This is a genomic window from Harryflintia acetispora (assembly GCA_004340125.1).
GTDB classification, from domain to species: domain Bacteria; phylum Bacillota; class Clostridia; order Oscillospirales; family Ruminococcaceae; genus Harryflintia; species Harryflintia acetispora.
Genome location: SLUK01000002.1, coordinates 24849 through 41042, shown reverse-complemented (window position 1 = coordinate 41042; position 16194 = coordinate 24849). Strand labels below are relative to the sequence as shown.

The window sequence follows — 16194 nt, the reverse complement described above, 5'->3', positions numbered from 1 at the left end:
TAGATATGGCAGTTTTGGTCACCGGCGGCGCCGGATACATCGGCAGCCACACCGTGGTGGAGCTCCTTAAGGCGGGTTACGAGGTGGTCGTGGCCGACAACTTCTCAAACTCCAAGCCCGAGGCGCTGCGCCGGATCGCGCAGCTCGCCGGCCGCGAGCCCCGCTTCTATGAAAGTGACCTGCTGGACGGGTCGGCAGTCGAACGGATCTTTTCGGAAAACGAGATCGACTCGGTGATCCACTTCGCCGGGCTCAAGGCGGTGGGCGAATCGGTCGAAAAGCCGATTGAGTACTACCACAACAACCTGACCGGCACTCTGGTCCTCTGCGACGTCATGCGCCGCCACGGCTGCAAGCGGATGGTCTTCTCCTCCTCCGCCACCGTCTACGGCATGCACAACACCGCCCCCTTCACCGAGGACATGCCCCTGTCCACCACCAATCCCTACGGCAGCACCAAGCTCTTCATCGAGCAAATGCTGCGCGACGTCCAGGCGGCGGATCCCGACTGGAGCGTCATCCTGCTGCGCTACTTCAACCCCATCGGCGCGCACGAAAGCGGGCTGCTGGGCGAAAATCCCAACGGGATTCCCAACAACCTCTTTCCCTATATCTCCCAGGTCGCGGTGGGCAAGCTGCAAACGCTCAGCGTCTACGGCGACGACTACGACACCCCGGACGGGACCGGCGTGCGGGACTACATCCACGTCGTGGACCTGGCGCTCGGGCACATCAAAGCGCTGGAATACGCGGCCGCCCACAAGGGGGTCGAGGCGATCAACCTCGGCACCGGCAAGGGCAGCAGCGTGCTGGATGTGGTGCACGCCTTCGAGCGCGCCAGCGGCCAGAAAATCCCCTATGAGATCAAGGCGCGCCGCGCCGGGGACATCGCCACCTCCTATGCAAACTGCGACAAGGCCAAGCGCCTGCTCGGCTGGGAGGCCGGGCGCGGCCTCGACGACATGTGCCGGGACGGGTGGGAGTTTATCCGCCAAAACCCCAACGGCTTATAATCTGTTTTCCCTTTTTCCCGATAGAACCCGCACAGGGCCCGCAGCTGTCGCTGCGGGCCCTGCTGCATACCAGGGATTATTGCAGGTTGATGTACCGGTTATAAGCGAAGCCTACCACCCCGCCGTAGCCGACCACGTCCCACTCGCCGATGTCCGAATAGACGGTGATCTGTGCGCCGTCCGGAATGCGGCCGATGACCGCGGCGCCGGTGTTGGGCCTATTGCGGATGTTGAGGTTGGGCCCGCCGGTCTGCACGATCCCGACGCGCTCGGGCTGCGGCTCGACGAAGGGGATGCCGAAATATTCGGTCATCGAGCGCACGATGGTGCGCGCGATGGCGTCGATGTTGTCTTTGATCCATTGGGCGTCCTGCCAGTTGTCGTGGTAGGCCACCTCGATGAGCACGGCGGGCGCGGTGGTGCGGCGCACCTCGGCCAGGGAGGAGGTGGGCAGGGCCTGCACCATCTGGGGATTGGGATAGATCTGCTTAAAGTTGCGCACCAGGATGTCGGCGAAACGCTTGCTCGACCAGTTGCCCGGGCGGTAGTAGACGTCGGTGCCCTGCAGCTGTCCGCTCAGGCTCTCGGGCGAGGCGTTGGAATGGATGGCGACGTGCAGGTCGTAGTTGCCTGCGTTGGACTGGGCGATCGCCTCGAGCAGGGACTGCTCGGTGGAGTTGCGCACATATTGGATCCCGCTCGCGCGCAGGTAGGGGATCATCGCGTCCACGATCAGGTTCATCATCTGCTCTTCGTTGCCGCCGTTGACGTATTGGTTGAACTCCTGCAGGGAGGGGCTCAGATATACCGTAGGCATAGGATACCTCCATCTCTCATTTTGTCGTTTTATCCTATGCCAAAGGGGCAAAAAGGGTGCGCTTCCCGCACTTTTTTAATAAAGACATTGAATATCCATTGGTCAAAAATTCGGCTGCCGGGCCCGCCCCCTCTTGACAAAACCGGTTTCTTCCTGTTTGATAGAGAAAGGAAAACAGGAGGGAAATCTATGCTGCTGATCAAAAACGCAAACGTCTATTCCCCCGCCCCGTTGGGGCTCCGGGATATCCTCATCTGCGCCGGGCGGATCATCGAGCTGCGGGAGGGGATCGACTATTCCCTGCCGCAGCTCACCGTGCTGGACGCCGGAGGAAAGCGGGTGCTTCCCGGCTTCATCGACCAGCATGTCCACTGTATTGGGGGCGGCGGCGAGGACGGCTTCGCCAGCCGGGTGCCCGAGCTGGATATACGCGACTGCATAGGGGCCGGGGTGACCACCCTGTGCGGGCTGTTGGGCACCGACCGGCACACCCGCAGCCTGCACGCGCTGCTGGCTAAAGTCCGCGCGCTCACCCTGGAGGGGATCACCGCCTACTGCCTGACCGGCTCGTACGAGTACCCCAGCGTCACCCTGACCGGCGAAGTCGGGGAGGACATCTGCCTCATCCCCGAGGTGCTGGGGGTGAAGATCGCCCTGTCCGACCACCGCTGCTCCTACCCCACCGTGCAGGAGCTCACCCGCCTTGCCAGCGAGGTGCGGATCGCCTCCCTGACCGCCAAAAAGCCGGGGGTGGTGCACATCCATGTAGGCAGCGGCAAGGAAGGGATCGCCGCCGTCTTTGAGATCGCCGAGCGCACCGACATCCCGGTGCGGCACTTTAGGCCCACCCACATGTGCCGGCATCTCGACCAAGCCGCCAAGCTCGCAAGGATGGGCGGCTATCCCGACCTGACCAGCGGAGAAGGGGTGGAAACGGCGCTGCTCCAGCTGATGGAGTGCGCGCCCTTCGGGCAGGTCACCCTGAGCTCGGACTCGAACGGCAGCGCCCCCATCTGGAACGAGAAAAAAGAAATGGTCGGCATGGGGGTCGGCAGGATGACCACCCTCTATGAGACCGTCCGGGCTCTGATCGGCAAGGGGGTGCCTCTCGAGCGGGCCATCCTGCCCATCACCGAGACTGTGGCGAAAGCCCTGGAGCTCTATCCGCGCAAGGGCGCGATCGCTCCGGGCAGCGATGCCGACCTCGTCTTTTTGAACGACGACCTATCCATCGACACAGTGCTCGCCAAAGGGCAGGTCATGATGAAGGAGGGCGACATCCTCGCCACCGGCTACTACGCCTCCCTCTGAGCCGGCAGCAAAAAGCGCCCCGCATGGAATCCATGCGGGGCGCTTTCGTATTCACGTTTAGCCCTTGGCGATCCGCGCGGCCAGCGCATCGTTGAGCACGGCGTAGACCGACTCGTAGAGGTCCGGGCTGTAGCTTTCACTCTCCAGCGGGTTCCCCGCCTCCTCGAGCCTCGCTTCGATCTCCTCCCCGCCCGCGAGAATCTCGCGCACGGTCTGGTCCACATAGGGCAGGTTGTCTGAAAACAGCCCGAGCGCTTCCCCTGTGAGCGCGGTGAGATAATTCTCCGCCCCGGTTTCCAACGCCTGCTTTTGCGCCGCGTTGTAGCTCTCCGAGAAGTCGAGGAGCTTCGCCGCCACGATGACGATCTTCAGCGAGCTGCCCGCCGTATCCGGCTCGTATTGGGCGATGGAATCCAACACTGCCTTCAGCGCCGCCTCGTCCACCGGCTCGCCGCTCTCCCCCTCGGGCGAGGGATCAGCCTCTTTTGCCTGCGAGGACTCCTGCTGCGAAGCCTGAGAGCTTTGCGGCAACGCTTCCTCACTGCTCTGCGCCCCTTTCTCCCTGGCGCCGCAGCCGCTCATCGCCAGCAAGGCGGCGCAAATCAGCGCAATCCATCTGCCTTTTATCATACAAAAATCCTCCCTCGGTCAAAGCCCTTATCGAATGATTTATCTTAGCATTTTTTTGCCCGTTTGGCAACAACGGCTTGTACACGGCCGCCGCGCGGTTCGACCGTATTCGACATGTAACCGGTTATCTTCGCACTATACTGAGGGTGAGGTGATTGTTTTGAAAAGATTATTCTCTGTTCTGATCGTTTTATGTCTGATTACCACCAGCGCCTTTGCACACCCGGGACGCACCGACAGCGCCGGCGGGCACAAGGACAACAAGAATGTCAGCGGGCTCGGGCCCTATCATTACCATCACGGCTATCCGGCCCACCTGCACACAAACGGGGTCTGCCCCTATGAGACGCCGGTCTCCCCCGCCCCGGAGGCTGCCCAAGTGCCAGAAGCCGCTCAAGCGCCAGCCGCGCCCGCTGCGGGCGCAGCTCCCTCCGCACCTGCCGCGCAGACAGAGCGGGAAAAGGCCGAGTTCCTGGACGCCTATATCGCCATCATCGTCGACGGCGGGAAGGAGTACCACACCCTCGACTGCCCCGTCTACGCCGCAGGGGAAGACTTCATCGCCTACAACGTCTCCAAGGCGCAAAAGCTGGATTACACCCCCTGTGCAAAATGCCATCCCGCTGCTGCGGCGAAAACCGACCGGGAGAAGGCCGAGTTCCTGGACGCCTATATCGCCATCATCGTCGACGGCGGGAAGGAATACCACACCCTCGACTGCCCTGTCTACGCCGCCGGGGAAAACTTCTGCGCCTACAACGTCTCCAAGGCGCAGAGCCTGGAATATACTCCTTGCGCCAAATGCCACCCCGCCAACTGAACCCGCAAGTAAACAAAAAACAGGCTCCCCGCTTGGGGAGCCTGTTTTTGTTCTGTTTCTCTTACGCCTTGCCGACGCAGCCGAAGAGCTCCATCTTCTCCTTGACGGTGGCCTTGATGGCCTCGACGCCGGGAGCGAGCAGCTTGCGCGGGTCGAAGCCCTTGCCCTGCTTGTCCTTGCCCTCTTCGATGTACTTGCGGGTCGCGGCCGCGAAGGAGAGCTGGCACTCGGTGTTGACGTTGATCTTGCTGACGCCCAGCGAGATCGCCTTTTTGATCATGTCCGCCGGGATCCCGGTGCCGCCGTGCAGCACGAGCGGCATACCGTCGGCCGCCTGCTGGATCTTGGCCAGCGCGTCGAAGTCCAGGCCCTTCCAGTTGGGAGGATAAACGCCGTGGATGTTGCCGATCCCCGCGGCGAGGAAATCGATCCCCAGATCGGCGATCATCTTGCACTCGGCGGGGTCCGCGACCTCGCCCATGCCGACCACGCCGTCCTCTTCGCCGCCGATCGAGCCGACCTCGGCCTCGATGGACATGCCATTGTCATGCGCGAGCGCGACGAGCTCCTTGGTCTTTTCGATGTTTTCCTCAATCGGGTAGTGGGAACCGTCGAACATGATGGAGGTAAAGCCCGCCTCCACGCACTTCTTGCACCCGTCGTAGGTGCCGTGGTCGAGGTGGAGCGCCACCGGCACGGTGATCCCCAGGCTCTCGTCCATCGCCTTGACCATCTCGGTGACGGTCTTGAAACCGCACATGTATTTGCCCGCGCCCTCGCTGACGCCCAAGATGACCGGGGCCTTCAGCTCCTCGGCGGTTTGCAGCACCGCCTTGGTCCACTCGAGGTTGTTGATATTGAACTGGCCAACCGCGTATTTGCCTTCCTTTGCCTTTTTGAGCATTTCTGCAGCAGCTACTAACATTTTACAAATCCTCCCGCTTTTAAGATGGTTTCATTATACACCAAAGCCTATCCGAGCGCAACATCCAGGATCATCATAATCAGGAATCCCGTCATCACCCCGGCGGTCCCGATGTGCGAATGCTCACCCAGGTGCGCCTCGGGGATCAGCTCCTCGACCACCACGTAAATCATCGCCCCCGCCGCGAAGGAGAGAATCCAGGGCATGATCCCGGCAACCTTGGCGGCCACCAGCACGGTGAGCACCCCGGCGATCGGCTCCACGATCCCCGAAAGGGCCCCATAGACGAAGGAACGGCTCACCGAAAGCCCCTCCCGGCGCAGCGGCAGGGAGATGGCCGCGCCCTCGGGGAAATTCTGCAGCCCCATGCCGATGGCCAGCGCCATGGCGCCCGCCAGGGTGGTGGCGCCGCTCCCCTGCGCGGCCAGCGCGAAGGCCAGCCCCACCGCCATCCCCTCGGGGATGTTGTGCAGCGTCACGGCGAAGACCAGCATGGTGGTGCGCCGCAGCGAGGAGGGCAAGCCCTCGGGGGTATCGGAATCGGGATGCAGGTGGGGAAGCAGCCGGTCCAGCAGCAGCAAAAAGAGCCCGCCGAGCACAAAGCCCCCCGCCGCCGGCACCCAGCCGGGGAGAGGGCTGCCCTCGGCCATCTCGATGGCCGGGATCAGCAGCGACCAGACCGAGGCGGCGATCATCACCCCGGCGGCAAACCCCAGGAAGCTGCGCTGGAACTCCTCCCCCGCCTGCTTGCGGAAAAAGAAGACCATCCCCGCGCCCGCGGCGGTCGCCAGGAAGGTAAAGCCGGTGCCCAGCAGCGCCAGCAAAACCGGATTGTAGGTTGTCAAGATAATTCCTCCTTCTGTCTTAAGGGCATTGCGTCCGGTTGTCCCGCCGTACGAGAGGCTTTGGGGGCCTCGCCTCCAAAAGGCTTGGGTAGGCGTAGGTCTTGCGGTAGGCCCCTCCCCAGACCCTGCGCGCGCGCCAGGCGCGGATCGCCTCCAGGTCGAAATCCGCCAGCACCAGCCCCTCGGCACGCTCCCCGGCCATGGCGAGGGTATTGTCTATATAATGCCCGGTTTCGCTGTAAACTATCGGGCTGAAGGCGCAGGAACATCCCCAGCCGAGGCCGGGATAATTGGCCATCGCCACCCCGACCATGTTTTCAAACGCGCGGGTGCGCAGCTGCCCGAGCCGCAGCGGATCCATCGCCCCGGCGTTGGGCACCACGATCAGCTCAGCCCCCTTAAGCATGAGCTCCCTTGCGCTCTCGGGGTACTCCCGGTCGAATCCGGTCATCACCCCCAGGCGCACCCGGCCCCCCTCGAAGGGGAAGTCGCAGACGGCAAACCCCTCCCCCGGCTCGAGCGCGCGCTCGGCGGAAAAATCGCAGGTATGCACCTTGGCGTAGCGCATGAGGATTTCCCCCGTGGGGGAGATGACGACCGCCGTGTCCTGCGGCAGCTTCTTCCCCTTCGAGAGGCAGGTCGCCACGATCCCGAGCCCGAGGCGCCGCGCCTCCTCCTGGAAGGAGCGCATATACGCCCCATGCTCCAAGAGCGGGCGGCCGAACGGGACCTCATAGCCGCTGGACCAGATTTCGGGGAACACCACGAGGTCGGCCTTCTTCTGCCCGGCCGCCCGGCAGCACTCCAGCCCCAGCTGCAGGTTTGCGTAGGAATCCCCCCGCACCGCGCGGCGCTGGACCAGTGCGACCCGCAAAGGCCTGTCAAACGGCTCCCTCATCCACCGCTCCTCCTTTCTCCGGGATTGGCGTCAAGGCTTAAATATCCATTGTTCCCCATAAGGATACCACATTTTTATGTTTTTTTGAATCGGCTCCTCATTTTTTGATTGTCTGTGCGCGCTTTTTCCTGTAAAATAATGATATATGTCCTGTTCCGCCCAAGACCGACACATCAGAAGGAGGCCGATATGCAACAGATTTTAATCGGCGGCGCAGTGGTGCTCCTGCTCTGCGTCGCATCCAGCAAGCTCTTCTACCGCCTAGGCGTGCCCAGCCTGCTGATCTTCCTGGTGCTGGGGATGCTCTTCGGCTCGGACGGGATCGGGGGGATCTGGTTTTCGGATTTCGAGCTCTCCCGCCAGCTTTGCTCGATCGGGCTGATCTTCATCATGTTCTACGGGGGCTTCGGCACCAACTGGAGGGCCGCGCGCCCGGTGATCGGCCCCGCGGTCGCGATGTCCACCCTCGGGGTGGTGCTCACGGCGCTGCTCACCGGATGGTTCTGCCACTTCCTCTTCGGGGGGAACATCTGGCAGAGCCTGCTCATCGGCTCGGTCGTCGCCTCGACCGATGCGGCGTCGGTCTTTGCCATCCTGCGCTCGCGCAAGCTGGGGCTTAAAGGGGGCCTTGCCTCCCTGCTCGAGATCGAAAGCGGGAGCAACGACCCCTTCTCCTATATGCTCACCATGGTCATGATCACCTTCCTGACCGGCGAGGGCAGCGGCGGCGGGATCACCCTCATGCTGGTGCGCCAGCTCGCCTTCGGCCTGGCGCTGGGGGGCCTTCTGGGGCTGGCGGCGGTGTTCGTGCTGCGCCGGATCAACTTCGAGATCGACGGGCTCTATCCCATCTTCGTGGTGGGGGTGGTGCTGCTCGGCTATGCGCTGTGCGAAACGCTGGGCGGGAACGGGTATCTCTGCGTCTACCTCATCGGGCTGATCGCCGGGAACAACAAGATTTTGCATAAGCGCTCTCTGGTGCACTTCTTTGACGGGGTCTCCTGGATCATGCAGATCATCCTCTTCTTTACCCTGGGGCTGCTCTCCTTCCCCTCTCAGCTGCCCTCGGTCATCCTGCCCGGGGTGTTGCTCTCCCTGTTTATGATCTTCGTCGCGCGGCCGCTCGCCACCTTTTCGATCCTCTCCTGGTTCAAAATCCCGCTGCGGCAGCAGCTCCTGGTCTCCTGGGTGGGGCTGCGCGGCGCGGCCTCGATCGTGTTCGCCATCTATGCGGCCTCGATGGGGCTGAGCCTCGGCACCGACATCTTCCATATGGTCTTTTTCGTCGCCCTCTTCTCGGTCAGCGTACAGGGCACCCTGATCCCCTGGGTGGCAAAGCGCCTCGGATTGGTGGAGGCCGAGAGCTCAGTGCTCAAAACCTTCAACGACTATGAGGAGGAGGGCTCCACCCAGCTGCTGGAATACGAGGTGAAGCACGACAGCCGCTGGAAGGATCAGACTCTGATGGAGGCGGACATCCCGCAGGAAATCCTGGTGGTGATGATCAAGCGCGGGGGCGAGGTGATCATCCCCAAGGGTTCGACCACCATCCGCGAGGGGGACGTCCTGGTCCTCTGCGGGAAGGAACTCGAGCCCCTGCTGCAGCAGGCGCAGACCGAGCAAAATCCATCTTAGTTTTTAGTAAAATAAGAAATTTCTGATCAATCTGACGAAAAACGCTTCACTCCTCTTGACAGCCAAAGGGTGGTTAAGGTATGATAAGCACCATAAATCAGAACACTCATCATGCGAGGAGTTTTCCAGTATGGCAGTTACTTGTGCAGCAAACAACAAATTTTTCTTTTACTTTAGCCAGGGCTATTTCTTTAGCGCCGGCTTTTTTTGCTGCGACAAATTAAATAAACTGCCAAAGACCGCTTCACTGCCCGCCTAAGGGGCAGCAGGAACCACCCGTGCACACAGGCCGGTACTTTTGGTAGCAAAAGTACCGGCCTTTTTGTTTGTCTTTGCAGCTTTTTGCTAACCGGTGGCGAAAGGCTCAAAAATATAGTAAACTGTTTGGAGGAAACTATCATGGTCGTCATTCTCAAAAATAACATACAGCAGGACAAGCTCGACAATTTTATCCAGTGGCTGAGCGATCAGGGGATCGAGGCGCGCCCGACCAAGGGGCTGCACACCACCATCCTGGGGCTGGTGGGCGATACCGCAAAGCTCGACCTTGATACCATCAAGGCGGTGAGCATCGTCGAAGACGCCATCCGGATACAGGAGCCCTACAAGAATGCCAACCGCAAATTCCATCCGCTGGATACGGTCGTACAGATCGGGGAGCTCAAGATCGGCGGGGGCAACTTCCAGGTGATCAGCGGCCCCTGCTCGGTGGAGAGCGAGGCGCAGATCACCGAGGTGGCCGACCGGGTGCACAAGGCCGGCGCACGCCTGGTGCGCGGCGGCGCCTTCAAGCCCCGCACCTCGCCCTATGCCTTCCAGGGCCTGCGCGCCGAGGGGATCGAGCTGCTGCACGCGGCCAGGAGAAAGACCGGCATGCCGATCGTCACCGAGGTCATGAGCGCCTCGCACCTGCCGCTGTTCGAGGACGTCGACGTCATCCAGGTCGGCGCGCGCAACATGCAGAACTTCGAGCTGCTCAAGGAGCTCGGGAAGCTGAGAAAGCCCATCCTCTTAAAGCGGGGGCTGGCCAACACCATGGAGGAGCTCCTCATGAGCGCCGAATACATCATGGCCGGGGGCAACATGAACGTCATCCTCTGTGAGCGGGGGATCCGTACCTTCGAGACGGCCACGCGCAACACCCTGGACATCTCGGCGGTGCCCATGCTCAAGAAGCTCAGCCACCTGCCGGTGGTGGTCGATCCCAGCCATGCGGCCGGGATCAACTGGATGGTCGAGCCCCTCTCGATGGCCGCCATCGCGGCCGGCGCGGACGGCCTGATCATCGAGGTGCACAACGACCCGCAGCACGCCCTCTCGGACGGCCCGCAGTCGCTGACCCCCGACCAGTTCGACGAGCTCATGCCCAAAATCAAGTCGATGGCAAGTTTCATGGGCAAGAAAATGGCCGACTAAGTAAGGAGTGAACCCCCTATGCCAACCATCACCGTCCATACCGCCGCCCCCTATGATATTTTGATCGGCCAGGGGCTGCTGCAAAGCGCCGGGGCGCGCATCCGCGCCCTGCGCCCGAAGGCCAAGGCCGCGGTCATCACCGACGACCGGGTCGACGGCCTCTACGGAACGGCGCTGATCCGGTCGCTTGAAAGCGCCGGGATCGAGGCGGTTAAATTCGCCTTCCCGAACGGCGAGGGCAGCAAGAACCTTTCCACCATGCAGGATATCTACCGCTTCCTGAATGAAAGCGGAATCACCAGGAGCGACCTTCTCATCGCCCTGGGCGGCGGGGTGGTCGGGGATGTGACCGGCTTCGCGGCAGCCAGCTGGCTGCGGGGGATCGACTTCGTGCAGATCCCCACCACCTTCCTCGCGATGATCGACTCCTCGGTGGGCGGCAAGACCGGGGTGGACACCGCCGAGGGGAAAAACCTGGTCGGCGCCTTCTGGCAGCCGGTCCTGGTGCTCTGCGACAGCGCCACCCTCTCCACCCTGCCGCAGGAAAACTTCTGCGACGGGGTGGCCGAGGCCATCAAATACGGGGCCATCTTCGACGAAGCTCTTTTCGACCTGTTGGCTTCGGGAGCGGTGAAGGAGCATCTGGAGCAGGTCATCCGCCGCTGCGTGGACCTCAAGCGCGAGACGGTCGAGCGCGACGAGCGGGACACCGGGCTGCGGCAGCTTTTAAACTTTGGACACACCCTGGGACACGCCATCGAAAGGCAGAGCGGCTACGCCGTCAGCCATGGGCGGGCGGTCGGAATCGGGATGGCCGAGATCACCCGGCGCAGCGAGGCGCTGGGCCTCACCGCTCCCGGCAGCGCCGCCAAAATCGAGCGGGCGCTGGCCGCCTACGGGATGGCCGACCGGTACGACGGGAACCTCTGCGACCTCGTGCCGGCCATGCTGGGCGACAAGAAGCGCCACGGCGCGAGCCTTACCTTCATCCTGCTCGATAAAATCGGGCGGGCCAGGCTGCACCCGGTCCCGGTGTCCGAGATCGGCCCGTTCATCGGGGCATAGGGGGAACAAAACATATGGATATAACCATCACCCCGCGCCGTCTTAGGGGGACGCTCGAAGCGCCCCCCTCCAAGTCGGCGGCCCACCGCGCGCTGATCTGCGCCGCGCTCTGCCGGGAGGGGGAAAGCGTGCTGCACGGCCTCTCCCCTTCGCAGGACATCCTCGCCACCCTGGGGGTACTGCGCGCGCTGGGGGCAAAGATCGACCTTTGCGGCGGTACGGCCCGGGTGACGGGGATCATTTCCCCGCCGCAGGGCGCCGCCTGCGACTGCCGCGAGAGCGGCTCGACCCTGCGCTTTCTGCTGCCCGTGGCGGGGGCGCTCGGGGTAAACGCCACCTTCCTTGGCGCGGGCAACCTCCCGCAGCGGCCCTATTCCCTGCTGGCGGGACAGATGGAGCGGCACGGCGCCGCCTTCTCGCGCAGCAGCGGCATGCCCTTCTCGGTCATCGGGCGGCTGCGCCCGGGCTGGTACGAGCTGCCGGGCGACGTCAGCTCGCAGTACGTCTCGGGGCTCCTCTTCGCCCTTCCGCTGCTGGAGCGCGGCAGCGACATCGCCTTGAGCACTCCCCTGCAGTCCGCCGGATACGTGGAGATGACCGTCGCCACCCTGCGCCGCTTCGGGGTCGACATCGAGGCGCGCCCCTACGGCTGGCACATCCCCGGCCGCCAGCGCTACCACAAGCGGGAGGAGACCATCGAGGCGGACTACTCGAACGCCGCCTTCTGGCTGAGCGCCGGGGCGCTGGGCTCCCCTGTCGCGTGCGCCGGGCTGGACCCGGACAGCCCTCAGGGGGACCGGGCGATCGTCCGGCTGCTACGCGGCTTCGGGGCAACGGCCGGGGGGGACGATCCCCTCTCGGTGCAAGGCGGCCGGCTGCACGCATGCAGAATCGACGCCTCGCAGGTGCCCGACCTGGTGCCCATCCTGGCGGTGGTCGCGGCGCTGAGCGAAGGGGAAACCCTGATCGAAAACGCCGGGCGGCTGCGGATCAAGGAATGCGACCGCCTCGCGGCGATGGCCGACTGCCTGACCAGGCTGGGCGCGAAGGTGTGCGAGGGGCCCGACTATCTGCGAATCAGTGGCGCTCCCGCCCTGCGCGGGGGCGAGGTCAGCGGCTGGGGGGACCACCGGATCGTGATGGCCTGCGCCATCGCCGCCACCCGCTGCGAAGGACCCGTGACCATCCGGGGAGCGCAGGCGGTGGAAAAGAGCTATCCGGATTTCTTCACCCATTATCGAAATTTAGGAGGGAAAATTGATGTCCTCTAGCTGGGGAAACAAGCTGAAGCTGTCCATTTTTGGGGAGTCGCACGGGCCGGGGATCGGCGCGGTGCTCGACGGGCTGCCCGCCGGGGAGCATATCGACATGGACGAGCTGCTGGCCTTCACCGCCCGCCGCGCGCCGGGGAAGGATTTGACCTCCACCCCGCGGCGGGAGCAGGACCTCCCCCGCTTTCTGAGCGGGATTTTGGAGGACACCACCTGCGGCACGCCGGTGTGCATCCTGATCGAGAACACCGACACCCGTTCGGGGGACTATCAGCGCACCGCCGCCCTCGCGCGGCCGGGGCACGCCGATTTTACCGGCTATTTTCGTTACCAGGGCTATGGCGACATCCGGGGCGGCGGGCACTTTTCCGGCCGCCTGACCGCCCCGTTGGTGGCCGCCGGGGGGATCGCCAAGCAGATCCTTTCCCGCTACGGGGTCGAGGTGGGGGCGCACCTCTGCGCGGCAGGGGAAATTCAGGACGACCCCTTCGACCCGGTGAATCTGAAAAAGGAGGAGCTGCTGCTCCCGGGCTCGCGGCCCTTCCCGGTGCTCAGCGAGGAGCGGGGCAGGCAGATGCGGGACGAAATCGAGCGCGCGCGCCTATGCTGCGACTCGCTGGGCGGGGTGGTGGAATGCGCCGTCCTCGGGCTGCCGCCCGGGCTCGGCGACCCGATGTTCGGCGGGATCGAGAACCGCCTCTCTTCGATCCTCTTCGGCATCCCCGCCATGAAGGGGGTCGAGTTCGGCGAGGGCTTCGGCAGCGCCAGGCTGCGCGGCTCCCAGAACAATGACCCGTTTTACATGGACGGCGAATGGGTGCGCACCCGCACCAACCGCCACGGCGGGATTTTGGGGGGAATTTCCTCCGGCATGCCCATCCTCTTTCGCTGCGCCATGAAGCCGACCCCCTCGATCGGCCAGGAGCAGCAGACGGTCGACTACATCCAAAAGAAGGACGCCACCCTGCTCATCAAGGGGCGGCACGATCCGTGTCTCGCGGTGCGCGCCGTCCCCTGCGTCGAGGCGGCAAGCGCGCTGGCGATCCTGGACCTATTATTGGAAAGCGGGGTGCTCTAGATGGATTTGGAGGCGTTGCGCGGCGAGATCGACGAGATCGACAGCGAGCTCGTGCGCCTTTTCTGCCGCCGGATGGACACGGTGCGCGCGGTGGCGCAGTACAAGAGTGAACATGGTCTGCCGGTCTTCCATCCCGAACGGGAACGCAAGGTGATCGAAAAGGTCAGCGCGCGCGCCGGCAAAGAATACGGCACCGGCGCCGGGGTGCTCTTTCAGACCATCATGGACATCAGCAAGAGCTACCAGCATATCCAGCTGAGCGGCGAGCGGGGCGCCCGGCTGCGCGCGCAGATCGGCGCCGCACTGGGAAGCGGCGCGACCCTGCCGAAGAAGGCCAGGGTCGCCTGCCAGGGGGTGCCAGGCGCCTATTCCCACGAGGCGGCACGGCAGATGTTTCCCTCCCCCGACCTTTCCTTCTGCGGGCAGTTCGAGGACGTGTTCGAGGCGGTGCGCAGCGGGGAATGCGACTATGGGGTGCTGCCGATCGAAAACTCCAGCAACGGCAGCGTGACGCGGGTATACGACCTGCTGCGGGATTACCGGCTCACCATCTGCCGCTCGTATAAGCTGCCGGTCAACCACTGCCTGCTCACATCGGGGGAAACCGATCTTCAGAAGCTGACCGATATTTACTCGCATGAGCAGGGGCTCGGGCAGTGCTCGCAGTTTTTGCGCCAGAACCCGCAGCTGCGCGTGCACATCTACCGCAACACCGCCGCCGCGGCCAAGTTCGTCGCCGATTGCGGCAGCGCTACAGCCGCCGCAATCGCCAGCGAGGAATGCGCCAGGCTCTACGGCCTGACGGTGGCGGCGCGGGACTTTCAAAATGCCAGGCAGAATTTTACCCGCTTCATCTGTATGAGCCGGGAGCTGATCATCGAGCCGGGAGCGAATAAGATCAGCCTGTCGCTGACCCTGCCGCACACCGCCGGGTCGCTCTACCGGCTGATCAGCCGGTTTGCGGCACAGTCCTTAAACCTCACCAAGCTCGAGAGCCGCCCGCTGCCGGACACCGACTTTGAGTTCCTCTTCTACTTCGACTTCGAGGGCTCGGTGCGTGAAAAGCCGGTACTGGACCTGCTCTGCTCGCTGCAGGAGGAGCTCGGGCACTTTGAATTTTTGGGGAACTATAAAGGATGAAGGAGACGTTTACCTGCTCGCTCTGCCCGCGCCGCTGCGGCGCGCGGCGCACGGCGCATGCGGGGGAAGGAATCTGTAAAGAAGGGAGCCTCCCGGTCCTGGCGCGCGCGGGCGTGCACGAGTGGGAGGAGCCCTGTATCAGCGGGACGCGCGGCTCGGGGACGGTGTTCTTTTCGGGCTGCGCGCTTCGCTGCGTCTTCTGTCAAAACCATCAGATCAGCGCCGGGGGGTACGGCGCCGAGGTTTCCGTCTCCCGGCTGCGGGAAATCTACTTCGAGCTGATCGCAAAAGGGGTGCACAACATCAACCTCGTGAACCCCACCCACTTTGCCCACGCCGTGATCGAGTCGCTGCATGAACCGCTCCCCGTCCCGGTGGTCTACAACTGTGGCGGATATGAGCGGGCGGAGACTCTGCGCGCCCTGGCGGGCAAGGTGCAGATCTACCTGCCCGACCTCAAGTACCTCGACCCCGCATTGGCAGCCCGCTACAGCGGCGCGCCAGACTATCCCGGGGTTGCCAAGGCCGCAATCCTCGAGATGGTGCGCCAGGTGGGCCCCTGCGTCTTCGACGACGAGGATATTTTGCAGCGCGGGGTGGTGATCAGGCACCTGGTCCTGCCCGGAGCGGTAGACAACACTCTGGACGTGATTGACTGGGTGAACGAGACCTTCGCCCCGGGAGAGGTGCTCTTCAGCCTGATGAGCCAGTACATCCCCTGCGGGGAGGCGGGCCGCTTCCCCGAGATCGACCGGACGATCAGCGAGGAGGAATACCGGCGGGTGGAGGACTATCTCCTCTGCTGCTCTCTGGAGGACGGATATTTGCAGCAGCGCAGCGCGGCAAGTGACTGCTATATCCCGCCGTTTGACTTGGAAGGAGTGCTGAAAAATGAATAGGTATCGCTGCGTGGTGAGAAAGGGGCTATGTGGGATCGAGGACACCATGGCCATCCGGGTGCGGGTATTCCACGACGAGCAGGGCTTCACCGAGGTGATCGACGAGACCGACCCGGTGGCGCACAACATCGTGCTCTACGACGGGGAGCGCCCCATCGCCACCGGACGCCTCTTCCCCTACCGCGACGGGATCTACAAGATCGGCCGGGTGGCGGTCGAGCAGGAATACCGCCGGGGAGGCACCGGCCGCGAACTGATGGCGCAGCTCGAGGCGCTGGCGCGCAGCCTCGGTGCACAGGCGATCCAGCTCTCGGCCCAGGAGGGCGCAATCGGGTTTTATGAGCGGCTGGGCTACGCCGCCTTTGGGGAGTGGTACATGGACGAGCACTGCCCCCACCGGGACATGACAAAGACGCTATAGGGAGGGCCAA

At 63.5% G+C, this 16194-nt stretch carries 16 protein-coding genes; 11 read left to right on the top strand and 5 right to left on the bottom strand.

All coding sequences use genetic code 11. The features are described 5' to 3' along the window. Window positions 1–5 precede the first annotated feature (5 nt). Complete coding sequence (gene galE / locus EDD78_RS02835; protein ID WP_079699544.1) at window positions 6–1013, top strand: UDP-glucose 4-epimerase GalE; 1008 nt, start codon at window positions 6–8, stop codon at window positions 1011–1013. Between the two features lie 76 nt (window positions 1014–1089). Here the strand turns inward: galE and EDD78_RS02830 are convergent, their stop codons facing one another. Then, window positions 1090–1830 (bottom strand): N-acetylmuramoyl-L-alanine amidase, encoded by a 741-nt coding sequence (locus EDD78_RS02830; RefSeq protein ID WP_079699545.1) that lies wholly within the window; start codon window positions 1828–1830, stop codon window positions 1090–1092. Between the two features lie 189 nt (window positions 1831–2019). On the opposite strand from EDD78_RS02830, the gene iadA reads away from it, so the two are divergent. Then, a complete protein-coding gene (gene iadA, locus EDD78_RS02825; RefSeq protein ID WP_165873085.1) occupies window positions 2020–3141 on the top strand; it encodes a beta-aspartyl-peptidase in 1122 nt (373 codons plus the stop codon). A gap of 57 nt (window positions 3142–3198) precedes the next feature. On the opposite strand, the gene EDD78_RS02820 is transcribed toward iadA, so the two are convergent. Beyond that, complete coding sequence (locus EDD78_RS02820) at window positions 3199–3771, bottom strand: hypothetical protein (protein WP_079699547.1); 573 nt, start codon at window positions 3769–3771, stop codon at window positions 3199–3201. 160 nt (window positions 3772–3931) lie between these two features. On the opposite strand from EDD78_RS02820, the gene EDD78_RS02815 reads away from it, so the two are divergent. Beyond that, entirely contained in the window at window positions 3932–4591 is a 660-nt protein-coding gene (locus EDD78_RS02815) for a YHYH domain-containing protein (protein WP_286170676.1), read from the top strand. Between the two features lie 61 nt (window positions 4592–4652). On the opposite strand, the gene fba is transcribed toward EDD78_RS02815, so the two are convergent. The 3 genes from fba to EDD78_RS02800 are packed head-to-tail and all read right to left on the bottom strand — an operon-like array spanning window position 4653 to window position 7259. Then, complete coding sequence (gene fba, locus EDD78_RS02810; RefSeq protein ID WP_079699548.1) at window positions 4653–5516, bottom strand: class II fructose-1,6-bisphosphate aldolase; 864 nt, start codon at window positions 5514–5516, stop codon at window positions 4653–4655. 47 nt (window positions 5517–5563) lie between these two features. Next, a complete protein-coding gene (locus EDD78_RS02805; protein WP_286174848.1) occupies window positions 5564–6361 on the bottom strand; it encodes a ZIP family metal transporter in 798 nt (265 codons plus the stop codon). Between the two features lie 19 nt (window positions 6362–6380). Continuing rightward, complete coding sequence (locus EDD78_RS02800; RefSeq protein WP_117507428.1) at window positions 6381–7259, bottom strand: carbon-nitrogen hydrolase family protein; 879 nt, start codon at window positions 7257–7259, stop codon at window positions 6381–6383. 189 nt (window positions 7260–7448) lie between these two features. Here EDD78_RS02800 and EDD78_RS02795 point away from each other — a divergent pair, with 189 nt between their 5' ends. The 8 genes from EDD78_RS02795 to EDD78_RS02760 all read left to right on the top strand — a co-directional run bounded on the left by EDD78_RS02795 (window position 7449) and on the right by EDD78_RS02760 (window position 16184). Then, a complete protein-coding gene (locus tag EDD78_RS02795; RefSeq protein WP_132083889.1) occupies window positions 7449–8894 on the top strand; it encodes a potassium/proton antiporter in 1446 nt (481 codons plus the stop codon). Window positions 8895–9293: 399 nt separating this feature from the next. Further along, window positions 9294–10310, top strand: a complete 1017-nt coding sequence (gene aroF / locus EDD78_RS02790) for a 3-deoxy-7-phosphoheptulonate synthase (RefSeq protein WP_132083888.1) — start codon at window positions 9294–9296, stop codon at window positions 10308–10310. An 18-nt stretch (window positions 10311–10328) separates the two neighbouring features. After that, window positions 10329–11375 carry a 3-dehydroquinate synthase gene (gene aroB / locus EDD78_RS02785; RefSeq protein WP_132083887.1) on the top strand — a complete coding sequence of 349 codons (1047 nt, stop codon included), beginning with the start codon at window positions 10329–10331 and terminating at the stop codon, window positions 11373–11375. A 14-nt stretch (window positions 11376–11389) separates the two neighbouring features. After that, window positions 11390–12646, top strand: coding sequence for a 3-phosphoshikimate 1-carboxyvinyltransferase (gene aroA, locus EDD78_RS02780; RefSeq protein ID WP_132083886.1), 1257 nt, complete (start codon window positions 11390–11392; stop codon window positions 12644–12646). Next, entirely contained in the window at window positions 12636–13724 is a 1089-nt protein-coding gene (gene aroC, locus EDD78_RS02775) for a chorismate synthase (protein WP_079699554.1), read from the top strand. Before aroA ends, aroC begins: the two co-directional genes overlap by 11 nt. Beyond that, entirely contained in the window at window positions 13725–14864 is a 1140-nt protein-coding gene (locus tag EDD78_RS02770) for a bifunctional chorismate mutase/prephenate dehydratase (RefSeq protein ID WP_132083885.1), read from the top strand. Next, on the top strand, window positions 14861–15763 hold the full coding sequence (locus tag EDD78_RS02765; protein ID WP_132083884.1) for a radical SAM protein: 903 nt from the start codon (window positions 14861–14863) through the stop codon (window positions 15761–15763). Before EDD78_RS02770 ends, EDD78_RS02765 begins: the two co-directional genes overlap by 4 nt. Further along, window positions 15756–16184, top strand: a complete 429-nt coding sequence (locus tag EDD78_RS02760) for a GNAT family N-acetyltransferase (RefSeq protein ID WP_132083883.1) — start codon at window positions 15756–15758, stop codon at window positions 16182–16184. The genes EDD78_RS02765 and EDD78_RS02760 overlap by 8 nt, the downstream gene beginning before the upstream one ends. Window positions 16185–16194 lie beyond the last annotated feature (10 nt).

What these genes read in the sequence shown, in the direction of transcription:
- EDD78_RS02765 (WP_132083884.1), top strand. Translation starts at nt 14,861, where the DNA reads ATGAAGGAGACGTTTACCTGCTCGCTCTGCCCGCGCCGCTGCGGCGCG.
- EDD78_RS02760 (WP_132083883.1), top strand. Translation starts at nt 15,756, where the DNA reads ATGAATAGGTATCGCTGCGTGGTGAGAAAGGGGCTATGTGGGATCGAG.
- aroC (WP_079699554.1), top strand. Translation starts at nt 12,636, where the DNA reads ATGTCCTCTAGCTGGGGAAACAAGCTGAAGCTGTCCATTTTTGGGGAG.
- fba (WP_079699548.1), bottom strand. Translation starts at nt 5,516, where the DNA reads ATGTTAGTAGCTGCTGCAGAAATGCTCAAAAAGGCAAAGGAAGGCAAA.
- EDD78_RS02770 (WP_132083885.1), top strand. Translation starts at nt 13,725, where the DNA reads ATGGATTTGGAGGCGTTGCGCGGCGAGATCGACGAGATCGACAGCGAG.
- EDD78_RS02820 (WP_079699547.1), bottom strand. Translation starts at nt 3,771, where the DNA reads ATGATAAAAGGCAGATGGATTGCGCTGATTTGCGCCGCCTTGCTGGCG.
- EDD78_RS02800 (WP_117507428.1), bottom strand. Translation starts at nt 7,259, where the DNA reads ATGAGGGAGCCGTTTGACAGGCCTTTGCGGGTCGCACTGGTCCAGCGC.
- aroA (WP_132083886.1), top strand. Translation starts at nt 11,390, where the DNA reads ATGGATATAACCATCACCCCGCGCCGTCTTAGGGGGACGCTCGAAGCG.
- galE (WP_079699544.1), top strand. Translation starts at nt 6, where the DNA reads ATGGCAGTTTTGGTCACCGGCGGCGCCGGATACATCGGCAGCCACACC.
- aroF (WP_132083888.1), top strand. Translation starts at nt 9,294, where the DNA reads ATGGTCGTCATTCTCAAAAATAACATACAGCAGGACAAGCTCGACAAT.
- iadA (WP_165873085.1), top strand. Translation starts at nt 2,020, where the DNA reads ATGCTGCTGATCAAAAACGCAAACGTCTATTCCCCCGCCCCGTTGGGG.
- EDD78_RS02830 (WP_079699545.1), bottom strand. Translation starts at nt 1,830, where the DNA reads ATGCCTACGGTATATCTGAGCCCCTCCCTGCAGGAGTTCAACCAATAC.
- aroB (WP_132083887.1), top strand. Translation starts at nt 10,329, where the DNA reads ATGCCAACCATCACCGTCCATACCGCCGCCCCCTATGATATTTTGATC.
- EDD78_RS02795 (WP_132083889.1), top strand. Translation starts at nt 7,449, where the DNA reads ATGCAACAGATTTTAATCGGCGGCGCAGTGGTGCTCCTGCTCTGCGTC.